Origin of the sequence: Mixta calida (assembly GCF_002953215.1) — a bacterium.
Lineage (GTDB): Bacteria > Pseudomonadota > Gammaproteobacteria > Enterobacterales > Enterobacteriaceae > Mixta > Mixta calida.
In genome coordinates, this window is sequence record NZ_CP026378.1 from 1,054,814 (window position 1) to 1,079,780 (window position 24,967).

Consider the following 24,967-nt stretch of genomic DNA (forward strand, 5'->3'; position numbering starts at 1 on the left):
ATCTTTCTCCTTTATCAGAAACCGGCCGCGCTGCCGTTGCTGCGCGGATCGAAAGCGCCTTCCAGCATGCCGTTGGTATGACGCACAATGGCGCCCGCATGGCCCACCGCCTCGCTGAAGTCGGGCAGCGTCTCTACCTCGTGGCCGAGCGCGCGTAGCTGCGCCAGCGTTTCGGCGTGAAAGCGACCCTCCAGCTTCAGCGAATCCGACGCCCGGCCCCAGGTGCGGCCCAGCAGCCAGCGCGGCGCGCTTACCGCCTGCTGCAACGGCATTCCCTGAATCACGTGGCGGGTAAAAATCGCCGCCTGGGTTTGCGGCTGGCCGTCGCCGCCCATCGAGCCGTAAACCATCACCCGTCCATCTTTCAGGCGAGCGGCGGCGGGGTTCAGGGTGTGAAACGGCTGTTTGCCGGGAAGCAGCGTCAGCAGATGATCGGGATCGAGGCTGAACGCCGCGCCGCGGTTCTGCCAGACGATGCCGGTATCGGGCAGCACTACGCCGCTGCCGAATTCGTGATAGATGCTCTGAATAAACGAGACCGCCATGCCGCTGCTGTCCATCACGCCCAGCCAGACGGTGTCGCCGGGGCCGCGTCCGCCGCCCCAGGGCGCGGCACGCGTCAAATCAAGCTGCCGCGCGGTCTCCGCCAGCAGCCCGCTGTCCAGCAGCGCCTGCATCTCCTCGCGCATATGCAGCGGGTCGGTGATATAGCGGTCGCGCAGGGCGAACGCCTTTTTCGTCGCTTCGACAATGCGGTGAACGGTTTGCACCTCATCCGCCTGCGCCATCTCCAGGCCGTCGGTGATGCCCAGAATCGCCAGCGACACCAGGCCCTGGGTCGGCGGGGCGAGGTTATAGATGTCGCCGTGCTGGTGGGCAAGGCGCAGCGGCGTGCGTCGTCTGGCGCGATGGCGCTGCAAATCCTCCAGCATGATCGGCATCTCCAGCTGCGTCATGCCCCGCGCCAGCCGCTGCGCCAGCGGGCCGCGGTAGAAGCTCTCCAGCCCGTACTCGCAGAGTTCGGAAAGAATGTCGGCCAGCGCCGGTTGGGTGAAGCGGCTACCGGGACGCGGCGGCGCGCCGTCCGGCATAAAGGTGGCGGCGAAGCCGGGCTGGTCGGCGAGTTCGTGCGCCATGGCGACGGTGGCGGCCGCCTGCGAGGCGGTAACGGGAATGCCGTCGGCGGCGTAACGCACGGCGTCGCGCAGCAAGCGCGTCAGCGGCAGCGCGCCGCCGCCCAGCTCGCGGGAAAGGTCCAGCGCATCGGCCCAGCCGCTAACGGTGCCGGCCACGGTCAGCGCCGCTTTCGGCCCGCGATGGGGAATCGTCGTCATCCCCTGATAAAAACTCGCTTCGGCGAGCGAACCGGCGGCGCCGCTGGCGTCAATGGCGACCGGCTCGCCCTGCGGCGGCACAATCAGCCAGAAGCCGTCGCCGCCGAGACCGTTCATATGCGGATAGACCACCGCGATAGTCGCCGCCGCGGCCACCATTGCCTCAATCGCGTTGCCGCCTTCGCGCAGCACCGCCAGCGCGCTTTCGCTGGCGAGATGATGCGGCGTCACCACCATGCCCTGCGGCGCCATATTACTCTGGATCATCGCGTTCCCTTGTTTGCTCTGGTCGGTAAAGCTAAGCAAGAGACGTTCCAGGTTTGCCCCTCCGGTTTCTGGTGTGATTTATGCTATGTTCTGGCTGAAACAAACGTTACGGGGTGGGTTATGACACAGCTTGATGAACGGCTCAGGCAACATTACGGGCAGCTTTCGCCGCAGGAGCAGCGCATCGCCGATTTTATTTTCGACCATTTCGACGATCTGATCGGCTACAACAGCGCCGAGCTGGCGCGCCTGAGCGGGGTCTCCAAGGCGACCGTCAGCCGCCTGTTTAAGCGGCTCGGCTACGATAAATATAAGGATATGCGCGACGAGCTGCGCACCCTGCGACAAAGCGGCATGCCGCTGACCCACAGCCGCGAGGCGGCGCAGGGCAACACGCTGCTGGCGCGCCACTACAAGCAGGAGATGGCGAACCTGACGCAGTGGATGACCCAGCTTGATGCGCAGCGGTTCAGCGAGGTTGTCGCCGCGCTGGGGCAGGCGCGGCGCATCTTTATCGTTGGCATGCGCAACGGCTGGCCGGTGGCGCTGCATCTGCGCCAGCAGCTGTTACAGGCGCGTCCGCAGGTGCATATTCTGCCGCAGCCAGGCCAGACGCTGGCGGAAGAACTGGTGGATATCGCCGCTGACGATCTGGTGATTGTCGTCGCCTTCCGTCGTCGTCCGCGCATTATCAAGCCGCTGCTGCAACAGCTGCAGTTGCAGGCGGTACCGGTGCTGCTGTTGTGCGAGCCGCAGGCGCAGGGGATTCTGCCTCTGGCGCGCTGGCCGCTTTGCACGCCGCTGGACAGCGTTTCCGCCTTTGACAGCTACTCCGCCGCCATGAGCCTGGTGAACCTGCTGGCTAACGCGCTGCTGCATGAAGGGCTGGCGCAGGGACGCCAGCGCATTCACGCCATCGCCGATCTTTATCAGCAGCTGGACGAGCTTGAACAACGCTGATGGGGCACCATTTTGGTGCTTTGCGCCGTTACGGTACATATTTTCCCTCTCTTTCGCTCCGCCGCCAACGGCCCGTTAAGCGGGCCGTTTCGCGCTTTTAACCCCTCTTTTTTCCTTCGCCTGCTACTTGGCACATTAGTTGCAAAAAGACTCGTGACGAATCTTTTGTTGCAACACTTTACTCCGGGGCAAAGCAGATATGAAAAAGTTAACCATGGTAATGATGGGCGCGGCGATGATGGTTATGCAGTTGGGCAGCGCGCTGGCCGACGGGCTACAGAGCATTGAACAGCGCGGCGTGCTGCGCGTGGCGGTGCCGCAGGATTTCCCGCCGTTCGGTTCGGTCGGCACCGATCTGCAACCGCAGGGCTATGATATCGATATGGCGAAATATCTCGCCAGCCAGATGAAACTAAAGTTGCAGCTGGTGCCGGTCACCAGCGCCAACCGCGTACCTTATCTGCAAACCGATAAGGTCGACCTGGTGATCTCCAGCCTCGGTAAAAATCCTGAGCGCGCTAAAGCCATCGATTTCAGCCGCGCCTACGCGCCGTTTTTTCTTGGCGTCTTTGGACCGAAAGGGGAACCGCCGCTGAGCAATGCGGCGGCCCTGAGCGGCAAAAGCATCGGCGTTACGCGCGGCGCGGTAGAGGATATGGTGTTGAGCGGCGTGGCGCCGAAAGATGCCACGGTAAAACGTTATGAGGATAACAACACCACGCTCTCCGCTTATCTCTCCGGGCAGGTGCAGTATGTCGCCACCGGCAACCTGGTGGTGGCCGCCATCGCGCGCCAGAACGCCGACAAAGCGCCGGTAGCGCAGTTTATGCTGAAGGATTCGCCCTGCTATATCGGCCTGAAAAAAGGCGAGCCGGCGCTGAAGGCGAAGATCGACGCGCTGATTGAGCAGGGCATTCAGGACGGCACCCTGAACAAGCTGTCGCAGCAGTGGCTGAAAGCGCCGCTGCCCGCCAACCTCGGCGCATAAGGGCGACGCGATGAGCGGGCAACTCAACTTTAGCGCGCTGTGGCCTTACTGGCCGCAGCTGCTGGCGGGGGCGTGGGTCACCATTCAACTGACGGTGCTGGCGACGCTCGGCGGCGTGGCGCTGGGCATCTTCGGCGCAGCGTTGCGCAGCGGCAAACCGAACTGGCTGAGCCGCATCTGGGGCGGCTACGTCGAGTTAATCCGCAATACGCCGTTCGTAGTGCAGCTTTTCTTTATCGTCTTCGGCCTGCCGGCGACCGGCCTGAAGCTGACGGCGGGGGAAGCGGCGCTGCTGGCGATGCTGATCAACCTCGGCGCCTACAGCACCGAAATTATCCGCGCCGGCATTCAGGCGACGCCGAAAGGGCAGTGGGAGGCGGGACGCGTGCTGGGACTGAGCTACGCGCAAACCTTTCTGCACATCGTGCTGCCGCCCGCCATGCAGCGCATCTATCCGGCGCTGGTCAGCCAGTGCATTATCGTGATGCTCGGCTCGTCGGTGGTGTCGCAGGTCTCTTACGAGGAGCTGACCTTCGCCGCCAATCTGATTCAGTCGCGCACCTTTTTAAGTTTTGAAGTCTATCTGGTTTCGACGCTGATCTATCTGCTGCTGTCTATGATGATGCGCCAGCTGCTGCTGGCGGCGGGCCGGAAATGGTTTGGAGCCACGCGATGAACACCTTTACCGACTGGGATATCGTGCGCAACCTGCTGCTGGCGGCGCGCTGGACGGTGCTGCTGTCGCTGACGGCATTTGTCGGCGGGGCGCTGATGACGCTGCCGCTGCTGTTGCTGCGCCTGACGCGCCGTCGCTGGCCGCAGCGTCTGGTGCGCGGCTACACCGAGCTGTTTCAGGGCACGCCGCTGCTGATGCAGCTGTTTCTCGCTTTTTTCGGTCCGGCGTTGTTCGGCATCGATTTGTCGCCCTGGGCCGCCGCCGCGCTGGCGTTGACGCTCTACAGCAGCGCCTTTCTGGTAGATATCTGGTACGGCAGCATTCGCGCCCTGCCGCCGGGACAGTGGGAGGCGTCGCGCTGTCTGGGGCTGCGTTTCGGCCAGACGCTGCTGCGCGTGATCGCGCCGCAGGCGATGCGCATCGCCATCGCGCCCACCGTCGGCTTTACGGTGCAAGTAATCAAAGGCACCGCGCTCGCGTCGATTATCGGCTTCGTCGAGCTGACCAAGGCCGCCACCATTCTCACCAACGTCACCTATCAGCCGTTCCGGGTTTTCGCGCTGGTGGCGCTGGGCTACTTCCTGATGTGTTACCCGCTGTCGCGCTACAGCCAGTATCTGGAGAAGAAATGTCATGCCGCTCATCACCATTAATCAGGTACAGAAATATTACGGCGCCAACCACGTGCTGAAAGGCGTCGATTTGGATATCGACAGCGGCGAGGTGATTTCGATCATCGGCCGCAGCGGTTCGGGAAAAAGCACGCTGCTGCGCTGCATGAACGGGCTGGAGGGCTATCAGGAGGGCAGCATCAAGCTGGGCGGCATGACCGTGACCGACCGCGAATCGCAGGCGCGCGAGATCAGCCGCTCGGTCGGCATGGTGTTTCAGAGCTTTAATCTCTTTCCCCATATGACGGCGCTGGAAAACGTGATGCTGGCGCCGCGCCGGGTGCTGAAGATGAAGCCGGACGAATGCCGCGCGCTGGCGCGGCAGATGCTGGAAAAGGTGGGACTGGGCGATCGCGTCGATTACTACCCGGCGAACCTCTCCGGCGGCCAGCAACAGCGGGTGGCTATCGCCCGCGCGCTGGCGATGAACCCGAAAGTGCTGCTCTGCGATGAGATCACCTCCGCGCTCGATCCCGAACTGGTGGGTGAAGTGCTGAAGGTGCTGGAGCAGCTGGCGGCGGAGGGGATGACGCTGATCCTTGTGACGCATGAAATGAATTTCGCCCGCGAAGTGGGCGACCGCGTGGTGTTTATGCACCAGGGGCGCGTCTGGGAACAGGGCGAAAGTAAAACCCTGTTTGCCAGCCCACAGACGGCGGAGCTGAAACAGTTTATCTCTTCAGTTCGCGGACTTAACTGATAAGGAACGATGCATGGATATCTCCCAATTCGCACAAATCAACCCGCCGCAGCGCCTGCTGATGGGGCCGGGGCCGATCAACGCCGATCCGCGCGTGCTGCGCGCCATGTCGACCCAACTGATCGGCCAGTACGATCCGGCGATGACCCACTACATGAACGAGGTGATGGCGCTCTATCGCGGCGTATTCCGCACCGAAAACCGCTGGACGCTGCTGATCGACGGCACCTCGCGCGCCGGCATCGAGGCGATTTTGCTCTCCGCCATACGGCCTGGCGATAAAGTGCTGGTGCCGGTCTTTGGTCGTTTCGGCCACCTGCTGTGCGAAATTGCTCGCCGCTGTCGGGCGGAGGTGCATACCATCGAGGCGCCCTGGGGCGAGGTATTCACTCCTGACCAGATCGAGGAGGCGATTAAGCGCGTGCGCCCGCGTCTGCTGCTGACGGTGCAGGGCGACACTTCCACCACCATGCTGCAACCGCTGGCGGAGCTGGGCGCCATCTGCCGTCGCTATGACGTGCTGTTCTACACCGATGCCACCGCCTCGCTGGGCGGCAATGCGCTGGAGACTGATGCCTGGGGGCTGGATGCGGTCTCCGCCGGGATGCAGAAATGCCTCGGCGGGCCGTCCGGCACCTCGCCGATCACCCTCAGCGCACGTATGGCGGAGACCATCCGCCAGCGCAAACGCGTCGAACAGGGGATTCGCACCGCCGCGCATCAGGACGGTGAGGATGAGATGATCTGGTCCAACTATTTCGACCTCGGCATGATCATGGATTACTGGGGGCCGGAACGTCTGAACCACCATACCGAAGCGACCACCGCGCTGTTCGGCGCGCGCGAATGCGCTCGTCTGCTGCTACAGGAAGGCATGGATAACGCCATCGCGCGTCATCAGCTGCACGGCGAGGCGCTGCTGCGCGGCATTCAGGCGATGGGGCTGGAAACCTTCGGCGACCTGCGCCATCGCATGAACAACGTACTGGGCGTCGTCATTCCGGCTGGCATCAACGGCGAGCAGGTGCGTGCGCGGATGCTGGAGGATTTCGGCATCGAAATCGGCACCTCGTTCGGGCCGCTGATCGGCAAGGTCTGGCGCATCGGCACCATGGGCTACAACGCGCGCAAAGATTGCGTTATGCAGACGCTCTGCGCGCTGGAAGCGGTGCTGAACCATCTCGGCTTTAAAACTGTCCAGGGCGCGGCGATGCAGGCCGCATGGGATCGTTATACCAGCGAGGGCAGCCTGTGACGCCTCAAATGAACGAAGACGAAGCGGATCGCGCGGCGGCGCGGGTGCTGGCGCGCTGCGACGCGCTGGCGGCGATCAGCGAAAGCCGCGACGGGCTGACCCGCGTCTACCTGTCACCGGAACATCTGCGCGCCAACGCCTGCGTCGGCGAATGGATGCAGGCGGCGGGCATGCGCGTCTGGCAGGATGCGGTCGGCAATATCTGCGGGCGCTATGAGGGCGCGGAGCCAGGGGCGCAGGCGCTGCTGCTCGGATCGCACCTTGATACGGTGCGCAACGCCGGACGCTATGACGGCATGCTCGGCGTGCTGAGCGCCATCGAGCTGGTCAGCTGGCTGCATCAGCAGCGGCTGCGTCTGCCGCTGGCGATTGAAATCGTCGGCTTCGGCGACGAAGAGGGCACCCGCTTCGGCATTACTCTGCTGGGCAGCCGTGGGCTGACCGGCAGCTGGCCCGTCGCGTGGCCCGCGGTGCCGGACGCCGACGGCGTGACGGTGGCGCAGGCGATGCAGGCCGTGGGGCTGGACGCCGCGCGCATTCCCGCCGCCGCCCGCGCGCCGGAGTCTGTTGCCGCCTATCTGGAGCTGCATATCGAACAGGGCCCCTGCCTGGAACAGGCGGATCTGGCGCTGGGCGTGGTCACGGCGATTAATGGCGCGCGCCGTCTGAACTGCCGATTCCGCGGCGAGGCGGGACACGCGGGCACGGTGCCGATGACGCAGCGTAAAGATGCGCTGGCCGCCGCTGCCGAATGGATGGTGTTTATCGAGCAAACCACCCGTCAGCAGGGCGGGCAGCGGGTCGCCACCGTCGGCACCCTGCGCTGTCCTGGCGGCGCGGTAAACGTGATCCCCGGCGAGGTAGAGCTGTCGCTTGATATTCGCGGCCCGGAAGATGCAGCGCTGACGGCGCTGCTGAGCGAGCTGCTGACGCAGGCGGAGCGCATTGCGGCGCGGCGCGGATTGAACTTTCACGCCGATGAATATTATGCGATTAACGCTACCGCCTGCGATGCCGGACTGCAACAGGCGCTGACGCAGGCGGTGACGCAGGTGCAGGGGCGCGCCGTCGCGCTGCCGAGCGGCGCCGGTCACGACGCCATCGCCATCGCCGAACGCTGGCCGGTCGGCATGCTGTTTGTGCGCTGCGCCGGCGGCGTCAGCCATCATCCGGCGGAATCGGTGCGCCAGGCGGACGTGGCGAAGGCGGTGCAGGCGGCGCTGCTGGCGGTCGAACAGTATGCGGCGCAGTGCGCCGGGAGGCGGTCCAATGCAGCTTGACGCCTTTAACCAGCTTTCCACTGAGCAGGCGCAGGCGGCGATTGCTCACTGCGTCGCGATTCCGCGTTGGCGGCAGGCGGTCGCCGCGGCGCGTCCTTATGCCTCCACGGCGGCGCTAATAGCGCTGGCTGGCGAGCTGGCGCAGGAGTGGGACGAGACTGATTTCGCCCAGGCGCTGACGGCGCATCCACGCATCGGCGAGCGCGCCGCAGGCGAAGAGAAAGAGGCGGCGCTGTCGCGACGCGAGCAGGCTGCGGTGGGAGAGGATGCGACGTTGCGCCAGGCGCTGCGCGAGGCCAACCAGGCATATGAGCAACGCTTCGGGCATCTGTTTTTAATTCGCGCCAAAGGGCGCAGCGGGGAAGAAATGCTGGCCGAGCTGCGGCGGCGTCTCGCTAATACGCCCGACCAGGAGCGGCGTGAGGCGCTGGCTCAGCTGCGGGAAATCACGCTGTTGCGTTTAGAGGAGAGCTTTGCATGAGTTCATTGTCGACCCATATTCTCGATACCGCGCTGGGCAGGCCTGCGGCGGGAGTGACCGTCTCTCTGGAGCAGGACGGCGTTGAGGGCTGGCGTCCACTGGCGCAGGAGAAAACCGATGCCGACGGTCGGATCAACAGCTTCTCTCCGGAGCCGCTGACGCCGGGCCACTATCGGCTGACGGCGGAGATCGGCGACTACTTCGCCGCCGACGGGCGCGACGCGCTTTACGTCACCGCGCAGATCGATTTCGTGATCGCGCAGCCGGGCAGCCATTTTCACCTGCCGTATCTGATCTCGCCCTGGAGCTGGTCAACCTACCGGGGCAGTTGAGCGCAACGGCGCTTTTCCCGTCCGGCAGCTTAGCGGACGCCCGCAACCGCAGAAGGCAATCATGATGAATGAGAATCGCGTCAAACCGGAAAATCAGCGTTACCCGGCGGGAAAAACCTTCGCCTGGGGCATGCAGCATGTGCTTACTATGTACGGCGGCATTATCGCGCCGCCGCTGATTATCGGTAGCGCGGCGGGGCTTTCCGCGGCGGATATCGGCCTGCTGATTACCGCCGCGCTGTTTGTCAGCGGCGCGGCGACGCTGCTGCAATCGCTGGGACTGCCGGGGCTGGGCGCGCGGCTGCCGCTGGTGCAGGGCGTCTCGTTCGCCAGCGTCTCCACGCTGGTGGGCATCGCCGCCGGTCCCGGCGGCCTGCCGGTGGTGGCGGGGGCGATTATCGGCGCCTCGCTGTTCGGCCTGCTGATCGCGCCCTTTTTCGCCCACGTTATCCGCTTTTTCCCGCCGCTGGTGACCGGCACGGTGATTACGGCGATCGGGCTGTCGCTGATGCCGGTGGCGGCGCGCTGGGCGATGGGCGGCAATCCAAAAGCGGCGGACTGGGGCGCGCCGGAGAATATCGGGCTGGCGGCGCTGACGCTGGCGACGGTGCTGCTGCTGAGCAAAGTGGGCGGCGGCGGCATTAAGCGCCTGGCGGTGCTGCTGGCAATGGCGTTCGGCACGCTGCTGGCGGCAATGACCGGCAAAGCGAATTTCAGCGGCGTGATGACGGGCGATCTGTTTGCGCTGCCGGGCGTGCTCCACTTCGGGCTGCCGCAGTTCGATGCGGCGGCGATCCTGTCGATGATGCTGATCGTGCTGGTGCTGCTGACGGAGACCACCGCCGGGCTGGTGGCGATCGGCGAGATTATCGGCACGCCGGTGGATGAGCAGCGCATCGCGCGCGGGCTGCGCGCCGATATGCTGACCAGCGCGCTGTCGCCGCTATTTAACTCGTTTCCTCAGAGCGCCTTTGCGCAAAACATCGGGCTGGTGGCGATGACCGGCATCAAAAGCCGTTTCGTGGTGGCGGCGGGCGGGGCGATCTTAATCCTGCTCGGTCTGCTGCCGGTGCTGGGGCGCGTTATCGCGGCGATTCCGATGCCGGTGCTGGGCGGCGCGGGCGTGGTATTGTTCGGCACCGTCGCCGCCAGCGGCATCCGTACGCTGGCGAAGGTGGATTACAAAGACAATATGAATCTGGTGATTGTCGCCACCGCGCTCGCATTCGGCATCATTCCGGTGGTGATGCCGGGCTTTTACGACCGCTTTCCTGGCTGGGTACAGACGCTGTTTCACTCCGGCATCAGCGCCGCCTGTCTGGTCTCGGTAACGCTGAACGCGCTGTTTAATCCGTTGCCGAAACGCGAAGCGGCGGTCGATCGCGGCACATGATAAATACGCTTTTATCGATAAGGGCGGGTTCTGGTGATACCGGACATTTACGGCGCGGCGATGAATCTCGCGCGCGTCCGGCTGACAGGATGCGGGCATCAGGCGATTGACAGCATTAACGGGCGGGTGAAGGCGGCGCTAAGGGGTTAAACGTAGCGTCCCGGATGGAACGCTACGCTGCGCGCTACCAGTGAAAATCATCCGCATCGCGCCACGCCGGGAAGCTGTCGCGGTAGCGGTTCAGCGTTTCCAGTGACAGCGTGGCATTCAGAATCGCGGGCTGATGCGCCTCGGCGCGATCGAGAATCATCCCCTGCGGCGAGATAATCTGACTGTCGCCGCTGTAGCGCAGCGCCTTGCCATCTTCGCCTACGCGGTTGCAGCCCGCCACGTACGCCTGATTTTCAATCGCGCGCGCCATCAGCAGCGCCTGCCAGTGATGGCTGCGCGCCTCCGGCCAGTTCGCCACGTAGAGCGCCAGATCGTAATCATTGCGGTTGCGGGAAAAGACCGGGAAGCGCAGGTCGTAGCAAACCTGCGGCAAAATACGCCAGCCGCGCCAGGTGAAAATTTCCCGCCGCTCGCCAGCGACATAGTGATGATGCTCATCGCCCATGCGGAACAGGTGACGCTTGTCATAGCTGTGCAGGCGGCCGCTCGGCTCCACCAGCAGAAAGCGGTTCACCGCCCCTTTTTCCGTTTGCAGCGCGGCGCTGCCGCCGACCATCGCGTCAAGCCGACGCGCATGATCCGCCAGCCATGCCACCACTTGCTCCTGCGGCAGCGACTGCTGCGCCGCCTCCATCGCGAAACCGGTAGTGAACATCTCCGGCAGCACAATCAGATCGCGGCCGGTCAGCGACGCCAGCAGGCTGTCGAAATAGGCCAGGTTCGCTTCGCCATCCATCCAGACCAGCGGCTGCTGCAATAGCGTAAGATTTAAATCTGACATAGGCGCTCCGCAGCGGCGAGCAGGGTGCTTTCCTGCTTGGCGAAACAGAGGCGGATCAGGCGGTGCGGGAAGCCGTCCGCGCAGAATACCGACAGCGGAATCGCCGCCACGCCCACCGTTTCCGTCAGCCAGCGGCAGAAGCTGACATCATCCAGATCGGAGATGGCGCTGTAGTCCGCCAGTAAGAAATAGGTGCCTTCGCAGGGCAAAATCTCGAAGCGGCTGCTGCTTAACGCCTGAACGAAGCGATCGCGGCGCGCGCGATAGAACGCCGGCAATTCACGGTAATGCGCCGGCTCGGCGCGTAGCATATCGGCCAGTGCCAGCTGCGCCGGCGTGTTCACCGAAAATGTCAGATACTGATGCACCTTGCGGATTTCCACGCTCAGCGCAGGCGGCGCGACGCAGTAACCCACTTTCCAGCCGGTCATATGATAGGTCTTGCCAAACGACGAGACGGCGATGGCGCGTTCGCGCAGCTGCGGATGCGCCAGCACGCTGTGATGGCCTTCATTGCTGAAGCAGATATGCTCATACACTTCATCGCTCAGTACGTAGATCGGCTTATCAGCGATTGCCTGCCACAGCGCGGCAAAATCGCTCTGGCGCCAGACGGTAGCGGAGGGATTGTGCGGCGTATTCAGAATCACCAGCCGGGTGCGTGGCGACAGTAGCGGCTCAAACGCCTGCCAGTCCACGCGAAAAGCGGGCGGCTGTAATGTCAGGCGTTTCATCACGCCGCCTGCCAGCGTCACGGCGGGCGCATAGCTGTCGTAGCTGGGATCGAAGCAGATCACCTCATCGCCTGGCCGCACCAGCGCGGTGATCGCCGCATAAAGCGCCTCGGTAGCGCCAGCGGTCACGGTAATTTCCTCGTTAATGTCGGGACGCCAGCCGTACAGTTCGGCGGTTTTGTCGGCGATCGCCTCGCGCAGCGGCGCCACGCCGGTCATCGGCGCATACTGGTTGGCGCCCTGGCTGACGTGATGCGCCAGCCGCTGTTGCAGATAATGCGGCCCATCAAAATCGGGAAACCCCTGCGAGAGATTAATGGCGTTGTGCGCCTGCGCCAGCGCGCTCATCTGGGTGAAAATCGTGGTGCCCAGCGCGGGCAGCTTACTTTCTGGAATCAACGGGTTACATGACATAAATGGCTCACCTTCAGGATGGATAGCGGCCCGATGTTACGGCTGTGTTGAGCCACTATAATCATGATGTTAGTATTTGGCAATCAAGACGGGTAGACGTCTAAACGCGCTTTCTCCTTCAGCGACTCAGAGATAAGGAACACTATGACGGTAACTTCGCAACTGGCGCAGCTGGTGGCTGCCTGCCACTGGATTGGACAGCAGGGCTGGGCGCCCGCTACCGGCGGCAATATGTCGGTGCGCGGCGATGACACCATCTGCCTGCTGAGCGAATCGGGCAAGGATAAGGGCAGCCTGAGCGCTGACGACTTTATCGAAGTCTCGATCGCCACCGGTCAGGCCGCTGCCGGGCGCAGGCCTTCCGCCGAAACCGGGCTGCATACGCTGATCTACCGCCTGTTCCCCGATGCGGGCGCGGTGCTGCATACCCATAGCGTCAACAGCACCGTGCTGTCGCGGGTGGAGAAAGGCCCGACGCTGCTGTTACAGGGCTACGAGATGCAAAAAACGCTGGCCGGTCAGCACAGCCATCTCGATCGGGTCGCCATCGCGCTGTTCGATAACGATCAGGATATCGACGCGCTGGCGCGACGCATCGGGGAGTACGCGCAGCGCCAGCCGCTGCGCTACGGTTTTCTGCTGCGCGGCCATGGCCTGACCTGCTGGGGCAAAGATGTGCAGGAGGCGCGCCGTCACCTGGAAGGGCTGGAGTTTCTGTTTAACTGTGAAATGCAACGTCGTTTGCTGGAGAGAGCATGATTCGCGCGATTGTTACCGATATTGAAGGCACCACCAGCGATATCCGCTTTGTACATAACGTTCTGTTTCCCTGGGCGCGTCAGCATCTGGCGGACTATGTGCGGACGCAGCAGGATCAACCGGAGGTGGTCGACGCGCTGAACGCGCTGCGCCGGGAGATTAGCCAGCCGCAGGCCGACGTCGATGCGCTGATAGCCACGCTCTATCGGTTTATGGATGAGGATCGGAAATCGACCGCGCTGAAGGCGTTGCAGGGCATGATCTGGCGCAGCGGCTACCTGAACGGCGACTTTACCGGCCATCTCTATCCTGATGTCCTGCCCGCGCTAAAAAAGTGGCGTGAGCAGGGTATTTCCCTGTACGTTTATTCTTCTGGATCGGTTGCGGCGCAAAAGCTGCTGTTCGGCTATAGCGACTGCGGCGATATTACGGCGTTGTTCAACGGCTACTTCGACACGCATGTCGGCGCCAAGCGCGAGGTAAGCGCTTACCAGAACATTGCCGGTCAGATTGGCCTGCCCGCCAGCGCGCTGCTGTTTCTTTCCGATATTCGGCAGGAGCTGGATGCGGCGCAGCAGGCTGGGTGGCATACCCTGCAGTTGATTCGCGGCGAAGCGGATAATGACAGTACCCATCGCCAGGTTAACCGTTTTGATCAGATTAAGCTGGAGCCGTTTTCCTTATGAGTGAATTAACCATTTATACCGAGACAGAAACCACGGTGCCGATCTGGCACAGCACCGATCCTGAGGCGATCCGCGAGCAGCTGAACGCGCGCGGCGTGCGTTTTGAGCGCTGGGAGGCGGATCGTGAACTGGGAGAAAATCCCGATGCGGAAACCGTGATCGGCGCCTATCAGCATGCCATCGATCGGCTGGTGGCGGAAAAGGGTTACCAGAGCTGGGATGTGATCAGCATGCGCGCCGATAATCCGCAGAAAGAGGCGCTGCGCACGAAATTTCTCTCCGAGCATACCCACGGTGAAGACGAGGTGCGTTTTTTTGTTGAAGGGGCAGGGCTGTTCTGCCTGCATCTGGAAGGGCGCGTTTATCAGATTCTGTGTGAGAAGAACGATCTGATCTCAGTGCCGGCCGGCACGCCGCACTGGTTTGATATGGGATCGCAGCCGCACTTTACCGCGATCCGTATTTTCGATAACCCGGAGGGCTGGATCGCCAACTTTACCGGCGATCCGATCGCCGTGACCTATCCGCGTCTGCCCTGACATATCTCATGCGGACGGCGACCGCCGTCCGCATTATCGCCTGCTTGTTTATCCAGTCGAAACGGCAACCGCTATTCGCACGTTTATTTGTGCTGCCCGGCCGAAATGGTGATGCACCTCGCGCATAAGGATTAACGTTGGCATCACGGCTGGAAATAACCGGCCGCTACCGCTTCCGGCGTGACGACGCCGGTATCCAGCACCCAGCCGCTGATGAGCGACGCCGGGGTGACGTCGAATGCCGGGTTCCACACCTGCGCATTCTGCGGCGCCCACTGCACCTGTCCAAAACTGCCCGCCGCGCCGGTCACTTCGGCGGCGGCGCGCTGTTCGATCGGAATGGCGCTGCCGTCGGGACAGGCGCGATCCAGCGTGGTGTGCGGCGCGGCGACGTAAAACGGAATGTTGTGATAGCGCGCCAGCACCGCCAGGCTGTAGGTGCCGATTTTATTCGCCACGTCGCCGTTGGCGGCGATGCGATCGGCGCCGACCCAGACGGCGTCTACCTGCTGCTGCGCCATCAGCGCCGCCGCCATGGAGTCGCAGATCAAACGGTTAGGGATGCCCAGTTCGCCCAGCTCCCAGGCGGTTAGCCGCCCGCCCTGTAATAGCGGACGGGTCTCATCCACCCACACCATCTCCACGTTTCCCTGCTCAAAGGCGCGCGCAATCACGCCGATGGCGGTGCCGATGCCAGCAGTCGCCAGGCCACCGGTATTACAGTGCGTCAAAATCCGGCTGCCGCGCGGCACCCGTTCGCTGCCGGCGCGCGCGATGGCGTCGCACAGCGCTTTATCCTCTTCCACCAGCCGCAGCGCCTCCGCACCGAGGGCGGCGACATAGTTTTCCTGCTTCAGCGCCTGCTTCATGCGATCCAGATTGTTCATCAGGTTAACCGCGGTGGGGCGTGCGGCGCGCAGCACTGTCAGCGCCTGCGCCAGCTCATCGCGCGGCATGCCGTTTTCCGCCAGCAGCGCCAGCAGCAGGCTGGCGGAGAGGCCGATCAGCGGCGCGCCGCGCACCCGCAGCGCGTGAATATGACTAACCAGCGCGTCTACGCTGCTGGCGTCCAGCCAGTTTTGCTGCTGCGGCAGCGCCTGCTGATCGAGGATCCACAGCTGGTTATCACGCACGCGCAGACTGGTGGTATGAAGAGTTTGCATAAGGGTGAAATCCATGTTGCGTTAATGCTGTATATTGTGCCAACATGCGAAACGGAAGTATAGACGTCTGAACGGCTTTTACTACAGATTTGCAGAGGAAACGGATAATGTCGCAATACCGGACGTTCACTGCCGCCGATGCGGTGGCATATGCGCAACGATTTAGCGGACTGAGCGATGCGTCTTCGCTGGTGGACGCCGAAGAGATTGGTGACGGTAACCTTAATCTGGTGTTTAAAATCTTCGATCGTGACGGTAACAGCCGCATCGTGGTGAAGCAGGCGCTGCCCTGGGTGCGCTGCGTCGGCGAATCCTGGCCGTTGACGCTGGACCGCGCGCGGCTGGAAGCGGAAACCCTGATTGAACACTACCGTCACTGTCCGCAGCATACGGTAAAAGTGCTGCATTACGACGCAGAGCTGGCGGTGATGGTGATGGAAGATCTCTCCAGCCATCGCATCTGGCGCGGCGAGCTGGTACAGGGGCGGTACTATCCGCAGGCGGCGCGTCAGCTGGGCGAGTATCTGGCGCAAACGCTGTTTCATACCTCCGATTTTTACCTGCATCCGCATGAGAAAAAGGCGCAGGTTGCGCACTTTATCAACCCTGAAATGTGCGAAATCACGGAAGATCTCTTCTTTACCGATCCGTATGAGGACCATCCGCGCAACAGCTATCCGACGGCGCTGGAAGCGGCAGTGTCTGAACTACGCAGCGACGATCGGCTGCGTAATGAGGTGGCGGGGCTGAAGCATCGCTTTTTCGCCCACGCCGAGGCGCTGCTGCACGGCGATATCCACAGCGGTTCGATCTTCGTCGCCGACGACAGTCTGAAAGCGATTGACGCCGAGTTCGGCTATTTCGGGCCGATGGGTTTTGACGTCGGCACCGCGCTGGGCAATCTGCTGTTGAACTACTGCGCGCTGCCGGGACTGCTGGCGCCGCGTGAGGCCGCCGATGCGCGCGAGCAGCGCTTAACGGACGTGCGCGAAGTGTGGATCACTTTCGCCGAACGTTTTCAGGCGCTGGCAACGGAGAAAACCCGCGATCGCACGCTGTCCTGGCCCGGCTACGTCAACGAATTTCTTAAAAAAGTGTTTGCCGACAGCATCGGCTACTGCGGCACCGAACTGATCCGCCGCACCGTCGGTATGTCGCACGTTGCGGATATGAAAAACATCCCCGATCCGGCGATGCATACTGAATGCGTGCACCACGCGATTGGGCTGGGCTGGGCGCTGATTGTCGCCGCACCCAATATCGATACCGTCGATACGCTGATCGCCCGAATTCGCCAGCACGGCTAAGTTATTTATTTGATAAGCGCGCGTCTCGCCTGCCAGCGAGGCGCGTTTTTTATGGGCGCGTTATCCAGGTTTTAGATTGGCTGCGCCTGTTGTTGGTTGGAGGGCGTGTCTGCCTGCGGGTGGGGTGGACCGGTAAGGCATCACGCGTTAACAAAGAGAACCCTTTTTATTAGTGCCACTGTAATTAATTGATTTTACAGGAAAGAAATTAAAGGGCAGAAAAAAGGGTTTTACGGCTGAAAAAGCGGTATCTGTTTATTTTGTAAAGGTTTTGGGGTAGATTTGAACGGTTCACTGCCGTACAGGCAGCTTAGAAACGATTCGCCATGTAGCCATTAAATACTACTGCGTTCACTGCCGTACAGGCAGCTTAGAAATCATTCGGCAGCTGCCATTGGCTCAAACCGAAGTTCACTGCCGTACAGGCAGCTTAGAAACACTCACGGTCGAATCCGGGCATAACAGGAAGGTTCACTGCCGCACAGGCAGCTTAAAACCCCCACATCCCCTCCAATAAAAAAGGCCTGAGCATAAACACTCAGGCCTTGCGTGCCGCGCCGTTGAACATCCGGTCTCCCACCTTCCTTCGCAGCGCGGCGTGTTGCTGCTTCGTCTTTTTTATTGGCCGTCAGGCGGCTTCGATTTTACGAATCTCGGTCTGCTCCTGCTTTACCGGCTGGGTCGCCAGCGCATCCGGCTCAAACTCATCCACGTTAATCGAACGCAGGCGGCTCACTTCGGCGCGTTTCAGCACCTCTGCTTCCTGCGCGTTAATCCAGCCTTCCTGTAGCGCGCGCTGCGCCAGCTCGTCAAGACGGGTAAAGGACAGATGCGTTTTCAACTGCTTGTTGAGACGATCGTGAATCACTTCCGCCGCCATTACATCGTGCAGCGCAGCCTCCAGCTGTCCGGCCGGGTTATGCTCGCTCGGCGTCAGGTATTGACCGCGACCCAGACGGGAACGGGTGGCGGAGGGCGTTTGCAGTAGCTTCGCCAGCTGATGATCCAGACGGTCCGACGGCGCGCGGCAGTGGCGGCCCGCAGGGAAAATCACCAGGCGCAGCGTTGCCGCGATGGCCGCGTTCGGGAAGTTGCGCAGCAGATCGTCAATGGCGTCTTCCGCCTGATTCAGCGCATCCTGCACGCCCCAATGCAGCAGCGGCAGATCCGCCGCCTGACGGCCTTCGTCGTCATAGCGCTTCAGCGCCGCCGAAGCGAGATAGAGCTGACTCAGGATATCGCCCAGACGAGCCGAAATGCGTTCGCGGCGTTTCAGGCTGCCGCCCAGCACCGACATCGAAACGTCCGACAGCAGCGCCAGGTTAGCACTAATGCGGTTAAGGTGCTGGTAGTAGCGGCGCGTGGCGTCGCGTGTCGGTGAGGCGCTGGTGTAGCCGCCGGTAATGCCGAGCCACAGGCTACGCACCACGTTGCTGCCGACGTGACCGACATGGCTGAACAACGCGCGGTCGAAAGCGGGCAGGTCGTTGCGTTCGGCGGCGGCCATCTCCTGCAACACATAAGGATGGCAGCGGATCGCGCCCTGGCCGAAGATGATCATGCTGCGCGTCAGGATGTTCGCGCCTTCGACGGTAATGGCGATCGGCGCGCCCTGATAAGCGCGGGCGAGAAAGTTGCTCTTGCCGAGCATAATCCCTTTACCGCCCGCGATATCCATCGCATCGATAATGGCGCGCTGGCCGCGATGGGTGCAGTGATATTTCACAATCGCCGACAGCACCGCCGGTTTTTCGCCGAGCATAATACCGGCGGTGATCAGCGTTGCGGCGGCGTCCATCACGTAAGCGTTACCCGCGATGCGCGCCAGCGGCTCCTCGATCCCTTCCATCTTGCCGATAGAGACTTTGAACTGGCGACGAATGCGCGCATAGGCGCCGGTGGCCAGCGCCAGGCTTTTCACGCTGCCGGTGGAGTTAGAGGGCAGGGTGATGCCGCGTCCGACCGACAGGCATTCAACCAGCATCCGCCAGCCCTGACCCGCCATTTTCGGGCCGCCGATAATGTAGTCAATCGGCACGAAGATATCTTTGCCGCGCGTCGGACCGTTCTGAAACGGCACGTTGAGCGGGAAGTGGCGCTTGCCGATCTCCACGCCCGGCGTATGGGTCGGGATCAGGGCACAGGTGATGCCCAGCTCTTCGGTATCGCCCAGCAGATGTTCGGGATCGTAAAGCTTAAACGCCAGGCCGAGTACGGTAGCGATTGGCGCCAGAGTAATGTAGCGCTTGTTCCAGGTCAGGCGCATGCCCAGCACCTGCTGGCCCTGCCATTCGCCCATGCAGACCACGCCGGTATCTGGAATGGCGCCCGCATCGGAGCCCGCTTCCGGGCTGGTCAGCGCAAAACAGGGAATTTCTTCGCCGCGCGCCAGACGCGGCAGATAGTGATCCTTCTGCTCATCGGTGCCGTAATGTTGCAGCAGCTCGCCGGGGCCGAGCGAGTTAGGCACGCCGACGGTGATCGCCAGAATGCCGGAGACGCCCGCCAGCTTTTGCAGCACGCGCGCCTGGGCGTAGGCGGAGAACGCCAGCCCGCCATACTCTTTCTTAATGATCATCGCGAAGAAACGGTGCTCTTTCAGATAAGCCCACAGCTCCGGCGGCAGATCGGCCATCTCGTGCGTGATCTGGAAATCGTTCGCCATGCGGCACGCTTCTTCTACCGGGCCGTCGAGAAACGCCTGCTCCTCGGGGGTCAGGCGCGGCTGCGGGTAGTTATGCAGCTTTTGCCAGTCGGGATTGCCGCGAAACAGATCGCCTTCCCACCAGGTCGTGCCGGCGTCGATCGCCTCCTTCTCGGTGCGTGACATCGGCGGCATCACGTTGCGGAAAGTGCGTAGCATCGGGGCGGAAAACAGGGAGCGGCGCAGCGACATCAGATTCAACGGCAGCAGAATCAGCGCCAGCGGCAGCAGCATCCAGGGCGTCCAGAGATCGAACAGCGCCATCGCCGCCGTCCACAGCAGCAGAATGACGCTGCTGAGGCGAAGCGAAACGCGATGCCAGAAAAGCGCGCCGATTAATGCCAGCGTCGCAAGAACAGAAAGAACCATCATAATGAACCGCTCCGTATGAAGTAAGAGGTCTGACCTGTTGGTCTGAGTACAGATTTAGAGCAGTTAAGGTTGTTTAGCAATTGCATAACATAATAATTACAACCTGGCTCACACTCCGGCCGCATGATTGGTCAAATCGCTCACTTCACAGCGCAACGCTTTGCGGCCTGTTGCCATTCCGGTAAACTTGCGCTGACTCTTTCTCATCCAAAGGACATCCCTATGTACCAGGATATTATTCGTTCAGAACTTAACGAAGCAGCGGATACGCTAAATAAATTCCTGAGCGAAGATGCGAATATTCACGCGATCCAGCGTGCTGCGGTGTTGCTTGCCGACAGCTTCAAGGCAGGCGGCAAAGTGCTTTCCTGCGGTAACGGCGGCTCTCACTGCGACGCGATGCACTTCGCCGAAGAACTGACCGGACGCTATCGCGAAAACCGTCCCGGCTATCCGGCCATCGCTATCTCCGACGTCAGCCATCTCTCCTGCGTCAGCAACGATTTCGGCTACGATTACGTTTTCTCGCGCTACGTTGAGGCGGTCGGGCGTGCGGGCGACGTGCTGCTGGGCATCTCCACCTCCGGCAACTCGGCGAATATTATTAAGGCGATTGAAGCCGCGCGCGCGCAGGGGATGAAAGTGATCACGCTGACCGGCAAAGACGGCGGCAAAATGGCGGGCAGCGCCGATATCGAAATCCGCGTACCCCATTTCGGCTATGCCGACCGCATTCAGGAAATTCATATCAAAGTGATCCATATCCTGATGCTGCTGATCGAAAAAGAGATGGAGAAAAAGTAACCGCCTTCTGGTCGATTACGCCGCCGCGTCATCCCCGACGCGGCGTTTCTGCGGCTCTGCCCGCATTTTCCCTGGCGCTTTTATCTTTCCTTTGCTGAAAATAGCGGTTGCGTTCCCGCTGTCCGCCGCTGTCTGATTGGTTATAATCGTCGCTAAACCGTGCCGGAGGCCCCGACTATGTGTGAATTGCTCGGAATGAGCGCCAACGTTCCAACTGATATCTGTTTCAGCTTCACCGGCCTGGTACAGCGCGGCGGCGGCACCGGGCCGCATAAAGATGGCTGGGGCATCACCTTTTATGAGAATAAAGGCTGTCGCACCTTTAAAGATCCGCAGCCCAGCTATAACTCGCCGATTGCGCGACTGGTGCAGGAGTACCCGATCAAATCCTGTTCGGTGGTGGCGCATATTCGCCAGGCGAATCGCGGTCAGGTGTCGCTGGAAAATACCCATCCTTTTACCCGCGAGCTGTGGGGACGCCACTGGACCTACGCCCATAACGGCCAGCTCAGGGGCTATCGTCAGCTGGAAACCGGCAATTTTCGGCCAGTAGGCGAGACCGACAGCGAAAAGGCGTTCTGCTGGCTGCTGCATAAGCTGGCGACGCGCTATCCGCGCACGCCCGGCAACTGGACGGCGGTGTTCCGCTATATCGCCGAGCTGGCAGGGGAGCTGCGTCAGAAGGGGGTGTTTAACATGCTGCTGTCGGATGGCCGCTATCTGATGGCCTACTGCTCGACCAACCTGTTCTGGATCACGCGCCGCGCGCCCTTCGGCAAAGCGAAGCTGCTGGATCAGGATGTGGAGATAGACTTTCAGAAGCAGACCACGCCAAACGACGTGGTCACGGTGATTGCCACTCAGCCGCTAACCGGCAATGAAACCTGGCACCGTATCGCGCCAGGCGAGTGGCAACTATTTTGCCTTGGAGAGCGCCAGGAATGACGCGGAGGCGGCAGGGGTGCCGCTGACCGGCGCGCCGTTCAGCACATACCTGCCGTTATTGACAGCTACCGTCGGCGGCTGGCGATGTTCGACAAAGTAAGCGTAGCCCGGCTGCAACTCTTTCCAGAAGCTGGCGTAATAAGAGTTGCGGTGACGCTGCATATTGCTTTCAGTCATGCGGAACGGGTAGATGCTCACTGCCACTTCCGGCTGGCCGTTGCGCAGCGCGGCGTTCACATAGCTGAAAATCTCATCCATATAGGCGTTGGTCATGGCGTAACAGCCGATTGAGACGCAGGCGCCGTGGATCATCAAATATTTGCCGTCATAGCCCTGCTGACGATCGTACTGGTTAGGAAAACCGATATTGATCGCGCGGTAAAAACGGCTGTCCGGCTTCAGCTGATTGAGCCTGACGCTGTAGAAACCTTCCGGGCTTTTGAAGTCGCCCTGACGGCGCTTCGGCCCCAGTCCGCCGGAAAAGTTACAGATGCGATAGCTGTCGAGCAGGCGGAATTCGTTGCCGATCTTGCCGTAAAGTTCCAGCGTGCGCTCTTCTTTGAAAATCTGAATATAAACCGGCGTACCTAATAACTGCTTCTTTAACTCTTTGCTGACCGGCGCCAGTGGTTGCACTGGGTCCGGCGCGCTTGCCATGCTGAGGGCCGGCAAAAGAATCATCGCAAACAACAGTGCGATTTTGCCCATTCTTTTTCCCTTGTAATGAGGGGGTTAAACTGCAACGCCCAACGGCGTCTGTGACTTGCATAATCGGAACATTCCGCTATCGCTGCGCAACATTATCACTGTCTGTTTTTTTATCAAGATGCCGGTTAATAAATAGCTGTTATTTCGTTGCCAGCCAGCGTAGCGGCAGGCGTCGCGCCGCAATATTCATTACCCTGTGCCATTGAATCCCTTTGGGTTGGCTGTATACTTATCCAGTGTCAGCGGAGGGGGTATGCGCAAAATCATTCATGTCGATATGGACTGCTTTTACGCAGCGGTGGAGATGCGTGATAACCCCAGCCTGCGCGATATTCCTCTCGCTATCGGCGGCAGCCGCACCCAACGCGGCGTGATCAGCACCGCCAACTATCCCGCGCGTAAATATGGCGTACGCAGCGCGATGTCCACGGCGATGGCGCTAAAGCTCTGTCCACATCTGACGCTGCTGCCGGGGCGCTTCGACGCGTATAAAGAAGCCTCCGCCCATATCCGGGAGATTTTTTCGCGCTATACCGCGCGTATCGAGCCGCTGTCGCTGGACGAGGCATACCTGGACGTTACCGACAGCCCGCACTGCCACGGCTCGGCGACGCTGATGGCGCGTGAAATCCGCCAGATCATCGCCGATGAGCTGAACCTTACCGCGTCGGCGGGCGTCGCGCCGATCAAGTTTCTCGCCAAAATCGCCTCCGATCTGAATAAGCCGAACGGCCAGTACGTGATCACGCCGGAGGAGATGCCGCAGTTTTTGCTAACGCTGCCGCTGGCGAAAATTCCGGGCGTCGGCAAAGTGACGGCAAAGAAGCTGGAAGATTTAGGGCTGCGCACCTGCGCCGACGTGCAGAACAGCGATCTGGCGATGCTGCTGAAGCGCTTTGGCAAGTTTGGCCGCGTTATCTGGGAGCGCAGCCACGGTATTGACGAACGGGAAGTGATCGCCGATCGCGAGCGCAAGTCGCTTGGCGTGGAGCGCACGCTGTCGGAGGATATTCACCACTGGGAGCAGTGCCTGGAGATTATCGATTTTCTCTATGACGAGCTGGAGCGGCGCCTGACTAAAATCAAGCCGGATCGCCATATTGCGCGGCAGGGCGTAAAGCTGAAGTTTAGCGATTTCCAGCAGACCACCCAGGAGCATGTCTGGCCGATCCTGAATAAGGAAGACCTGATCGCGGTGGCGAAAAAGACCTGGGATGAGCGGCGCGGCGGTCGCGGCGTCCGGCTGGTCGGGCTGCACGTCACGCTGTTGCATCCGCAGCTGGAAAGGCAGCTGGTGCTGGGGCTGTAGCGGTTGTTAAGCCTGCTGTTAAATTTTATCTATTTGGAAAACTAATAATTTAATAAATTAAATTTAGCCGTATTCAGCTGTAGGGCTGAATTTAATTTTTATATATCGCTTTTGTATTCTGATTAAAATTATATTATTTATCAAACAATTGAATTTAATGTTTAAGTAATTATTGCTCACTCCGCTTCTCTTTGTTAAAAATTTTACGGAAATTATTGGTCCGGTTTATCTTTCTCATCAAGGAACGAAGGAGAGCAATCATGAGTTTACCTGGTCAATCACCCGGAAAAGGCATGCTAAGTTACGATTTTGGCCGGTAGACAGGGCAGGCTGCTGGTGGTCAGAATATTGATTTCGGCTTGTTAGCAAATAATCTGGACTGTAGACGTGATTTTTATCAGGTCGGCATTATTTATGACGATGGAAGTAAATGTTGGCTTGTACGTCCTTCCCGCCGTATTGCTAACCTAAATCAAAGCCTGGTGAGTCATGTTATTATCACGAAAGTACCAGACAAAGCACACGGGGCCGCCTCGCAAAAAGCAGTCATAAAATCCCTGTCTTCGCCTTCGCTTGCTACTGAAATTACTTTTACCGCGTTTGCCTGTGGCGGCTTGATCGTTACCGCTTTCCTGTCGGCTACCGCCATGGCTGCGATGCCTTTTACGGCAGGGACATCAGGCGCAATTGCGGCCATAGGCGTAGCGGGTAGCACTGCTACAGCAGTTCAATGTTTCTTTGGCGTCGGACGTGTCATTGCTATGACTAACGGTTATGAAGACCACGTGGCATGGCTTGATAGTCAGGACTGGTATGTTGCGACATCTACCGCGCTGGATATTCTTTCATTAGCCGGCGCTGGAGCAGGGCTAAAAGGCACCCTGGATACCTATAAAGCCATGAAGGCGATTTCTCCCCGTAACGTAAGCGAGTGGTTACAAAATTTGAGTCGTAGCGAGCGCAAGCGACTGACAGAAACAATTATTCGCGCGCAAAGCCCTGGAATATCTAACGCTGGCGTCAAAGCAGCAATGAAAGCAGGGCGCTATCCTAAGCGCTTCCCAACAGAAACCATCCAGCGGCAGCTACTGCGTGAATTATTGATTGCGGTAAATAATACCGTCACCTTTGCTGGAAGCGGCGTAACCGGTACCATCCGTAATCCGCAAAACCTGGGTACAAGCGCTAAATATATTATTTCTACAATTCAGTCATTTGCTACGTATTAAGGATA

General features: G+C 60.6%; 24 protein-coding genes. 18 read left to right on the forward strand and 6 right to left on the reverse strand.

Translation table 11 applies throughout. The features are described 5' to 3' along the window. Window positions 1-14: 14 nt before the first annotated feature. Window positions 15-1,601 (reverse strand): gamma-glutamyltransferase family protein, encoded by a 1,587-nt coding sequence (locus tag C2E16_RS04925; RefSeq protein WP_038627961.1) that lies wholly within the window; start codon window positions 1,599-1,601, stop codon window positions 15-17. A gap of 120 nt (window positions 1,602-1,721) precedes the next feature. On the opposite strand from C2E16_RS04925, the gene hpxU reads away from it, so the two are divergent. The 10 genes from hpxU (at window position 1,722) to C2E16_RS04975 (ending at window position 10,337) form a co-directional block, all read left to right on the forward strand. Continuing rightward, window positions 1,722-2,561 carry a MurR/RpiR family transcriptional regulator HpxU gene (hpxU, locus tag C2E16_RS04930; RefSeq protein WP_084971638.1) on the forward strand — a complete coding sequence of 280 codons (840 nt, stop codon included), beginning with the start codon at window positions 1,722-1,724 and terminating at the stop codon, window positions 2,559-2,561. A gap of 199 nt (window positions 2,562-2,760) precedes the next feature. Next, window positions 2,761-3,549: a transporter substrate-binding domain-containing protein gene (locus C2E16_RS04935; protein WP_038627956.1), complete on the forward strand. Its 789-nt coding sequence runs from the start codon at window positions 2,761-2,763 to the stop codon at window positions 3,547-3,549. A 10-nt stretch (window positions 3,550-3,559) separates the two neighbouring features. Beyond that, window positions 3,560-4,225: an amino acid ABC transporter permease gene (locus tag C2E16_RS04940; RefSeq protein WP_038627953.1), complete on the forward strand. Its 666-nt coding sequence runs from the start codon at window positions 3,560-3,562 to the stop codon at window positions 4,223-4,225. Further along, the gene (locus C2E16_RS04945; RefSeq protein ID WP_038627950.1) at window positions 4,222-4,878 is read left to right on the forward strand and encodes an amino acid ABC transporter permease; all 657 of its coding nucleotides are present in this window, start codon (window positions 4,222-4,224) and stop codon (window positions 4,876-4,878) included. Before C2E16_RS04940 ends, C2E16_RS04945 begins: the two co-directional genes overlap by 4 nt. Further along, on the forward strand, window positions 4,859-5,596 hold the full coding sequence (locus C2E16_RS04950; RefSeq protein ID WP_038627947.1) for an amino acid ABC transporter ATP-binding protein: 738 nt from the start codon (window positions 4,859-4,861) through the stop codon (window positions 5,594-5,596). Before C2E16_RS04945 ends, C2E16_RS04950 begins: the two co-directional genes overlap by 20 nt. Window positions 5,597-5,609: 13 nt before the next feature. Then, window positions 5,610-6,851 (forward strand): pyridoxal-phosphate-dependent aminotransferase family protein, encoded by a 1,242-nt coding sequence (locus C2E16_RS04955; RefSeq protein WP_038627945.1) that lies wholly within the window; start codon window positions 5,610-5,612, stop codon window positions 6,849-6,851. 8 nt (window positions 6,852-6,859) lie between these two features. Next, complete coding sequence (hpxK, locus tag C2E16_RS04960) at window positions 6,860-8,131, forward strand: allantoate amidohydrolase (protein ID WP_104951432.1); 1,272 nt, start codon at window positions 6,860-6,862, stop codon at window positions 8,129-8,131. Next, complete coding sequence (gene uraD, locus C2E16_RS04965; RefSeq protein ID WP_038627940.1) at window positions 8,121-8,612, forward strand: 2-oxo-4-hydroxy-4-carboxy-5-ureidoimidazoline decarboxylase; 492 nt, start codon at window positions 8,121-8,123, stop codon at window positions 8,610-8,612. The genes hpxK and uraD overlap by 11 nt, the downstream gene beginning before the upstream one ends. Next, a complete protein-coding gene (gene uraH, locus C2E16_RS04970) occupies window positions 8,609-8,944 on the forward strand; it encodes a hydroxyisourate hydrolase (protein WP_104951433.1) in 336 nt (111 codons plus the stop codon). Before uraD ends, uraH begins: the two co-directional genes overlap by 4 nt. 61 nt (window positions 8,945-9,005) lie before the next feature. Then, a complete protein-coding gene (locus tag C2E16_RS04975; protein ID WP_333617245.1) occupies window positions 9,006-10,337 on the forward strand; it encodes a nucleobase:cation symporter-2 family protein in 1,332 nt (443 codons plus the stop codon). Window positions 10,338-10,521: 184 nt separating this feature from the next. On the opposite strand, the gene C2E16_RS04980 is transcribed toward C2E16_RS04975, so the two are convergent. Then, window positions 10,522-11,289: an amidohydrolase gene (locus C2E16_RS04980; RefSeq protein ID WP_038627935.1), complete on the reverse strand. Its 768-nt coding sequence runs from the start codon at window positions 11,287-11,289 to the stop codon at window positions 10,522-10,524. Further along, window positions 11,277-12,437: a pyridoxal phosphate-dependent aminotransferase gene (locus C2E16_RS04985; protein WP_038627933.1), complete on the reverse strand. Its 1,161-nt coding sequence runs from the start codon at window positions 12,435-12,437 to the stop codon at window positions 11,277-11,279. Before C2E16_RS04985 ends, C2E16_RS04980 begins: the two co-directional genes overlap by 13 nt. 144 nt (window positions 12,438-12,581) lie before the next feature. On the opposite strand from C2E16_RS04985, the gene C2E16_RS04990 reads away from it, so the two are divergent. From C2E16_RS04990 to C2E16_RS05000, 3 genes are read left to right on the forward strand one after another with little or no spacing between them, the layout of a single operon-like run. Next, on the forward strand, window positions 12,582-13,196 hold the full coding sequence (locus C2E16_RS04990; protein WP_038627931.1) for a methylthioribulose 1-phosphate dehydratase: 615 nt from the start codon (window positions 12,582-12,584) through the stop codon (window positions 13,194-13,196). Continuing rightward, window positions 13,193-13,882, forward strand: coding sequence for an acireductone synthase (gene mtnC / locus C2E16_RS04995; protein WP_084970998.1), 690 nt, complete (start codon window positions 13,193-13,195; stop codon window positions 13,880-13,882). Before C2E16_RS04990 ends, mtnC begins: the two co-directional genes overlap by 4 nt. Next, the gene (locus tag C2E16_RS05000; RefSeq protein WP_038627926.1) at window positions 13,879-14,421 is read left to right on the forward strand and encodes a 1,2-dihydroxy-3-keto-5-methylthiopentene dioxygenase; all 543 of its coding nucleotides are present in this window, start codon (window positions 13,879-13,881) and stop codon (window positions 14,419-14,421) included. Before mtnC ends, C2E16_RS05000 begins: the two co-directional genes overlap by 4 nt. 143 nt (window positions 14,422-14,564) lie before the next feature. Here C2E16_RS05000 and mtnA read toward each other — a convergent pair whose 3' ends face one another. Beyond that, window positions 14,565-15,584: an S-methyl-5-thioribose-1-phosphate isomerase gene (gene mtnA / locus C2E16_RS05005; protein WP_038630117.1), complete on the reverse strand. Its 1,020-nt coding sequence runs from the start codon at window positions 15,582-15,584 to the stop codon at window positions 14,565-14,567. A 107-nt stretch (window positions 15,585-15,691) separates the two neighbouring features. On the opposite strand from mtnA, the gene mtnK reads away from it, so the two are divergent. Then, complete coding sequence (gene mtnK / locus C2E16_RS05010; protein WP_084971000.1) at window positions 15,692-16,891, forward strand: S-methyl-5-thioribose kinase; 1,200 nt, start codon at window positions 15,692-15,694, stop codon at window positions 16,889-16,891. A gap of 628 nt (window positions 16,892-17,519) precedes the next feature. On the opposite strand, the gene fadE is transcribed toward mtnK, so the two are convergent. Beyond that, window positions 17,520-19,967: an acyl-CoA dehydrogenase FadE gene (gene fadE, locus C2E16_RS05015; protein WP_084971002.1), complete on the reverse strand. Its 2,448-nt coding sequence runs from the start codon at window positions 19,965-19,967 to the stop codon at window positions 17,520-17,522. A gap of 222 nt (window positions 19,968-20,189) precedes the next feature. Between fadE and lpcA the strand changes: the two genes are divergently transcribed. Continuing rightward, window positions 20,190-20,771, forward strand: coding sequence for a D-sedoheptulose 7-phosphate isomerase (lpcA, locus tag C2E16_RS05020; RefSeq protein WP_084971004.1), 582 nt, complete (start codon window positions 20,190-20,192; stop codon window positions 20,769-20,771). 177 nt (window positions 20,772-20,948) lie between these two features. Then, complete coding sequence (locus tag C2E16_RS05025) at window positions 20,949-21,716, forward strand: class II glutamine amidotransferase (RefSeq protein WP_038627910.1); 768 nt, start codon at window positions 20,949-20,951, stop codon at window positions 21,714-21,716. Here the strand turns inward: C2E16_RS05025 and dpaA are convergent. Then, a complete protein-coding gene (dpaA, locus tag C2E16_RS05030) occupies window positions 21,687-22,424 on the reverse strand; it encodes a peptidoglycan meso-diaminopimelic acid protein amidase (protein WP_038627908.1) in 738 nt (245 codons plus the stop codon). The genes C2E16_RS05025 and dpaA overlap by 30 nt on opposite strands. A 253-nt stretch (window positions 22,425-22,677) precedes the next feature. Here dpaA and dinB point away from each other — a divergent pair, with 253 nt between their 5' ends. Both dinB and C2E16_RS05040 read left to right on the forward strand, forming a co-directional pair. Next, the gene (gene dinB / locus C2E16_RS05035; protein WP_038627905.1) at window positions 22,678-23,733 is read left to right on the forward strand and encodes a DNA polymerase IV; all 1,056 of its coding nucleotides are present in this window, start codon (window positions 22,678-22,680) and stop codon (window positions 23,731-23,733) included. Window positions 23,734-24,092: 359 nt separating this feature from the next. Further along, window positions 24,093-24,962 carry a hypothetical protein gene (locus tag C2E16_RS05040; protein WP_244555334.1) on the forward strand — a complete coding sequence of 290 codons (870 nt, stop codon included), beginning with the start codon at window positions 24,093-24,095 and terminating at the stop codon, window positions 24,960-24,962. Window positions 24,963-24,967 lie beyond the last annotated feature (5 nt).